Below are 276 nucleotides of genomic sequence, written 5' to 3' on the forward strand. Positions count from 1 at the left end.
GTAGAAACTGCTACGACAGTTAATCGCACTCATTAAAAAGGCCGCTTATCGCGGCCTTTTTAGTTTACTTGAACGGACTCACCAAAATCATGGTTTCATTTCTATCCGGACCGGTAGAGATAATATCAATGGGCGTTTCTAATAACACTTCGAGACGCTTGATATAATTAATTGCCGCGGCAGGTAATTGCTCGATGGTTGTGGCACCGAAAGTGTTTTCACTCCAACCAGGCATAGTTTCATAAATTGGGGTAACTAGATCATAACCTTCAGCAG

The 276-nt window shown here is 42.4% G+C and carries 1 protein-coding gene; it reads right to left on the minus strand.

What is annotated here, in order from left to right; translation table 11 throughout:
- Positions 1–64: 64 nt before the first annotated feature.
- On the minus strand, positions 65–276 hold a 212-nt coding region (locus AAEY72_RS14765; protein WP_352311293.1), incomplete at its 5' end, for an adenylosuccinate synthetase.

The organism is Psychrobacter sp. W2-37-MNA-CIBAN-0211 (genome assembly GCF_040309405.1).
GTDB classification, from domain to species: Bacteria; Pseudomonadota; Gammaproteobacteria; order Pseudomonadales; family Moraxellaceae; genus Psychrobacter; species Psychrobacter glaciei.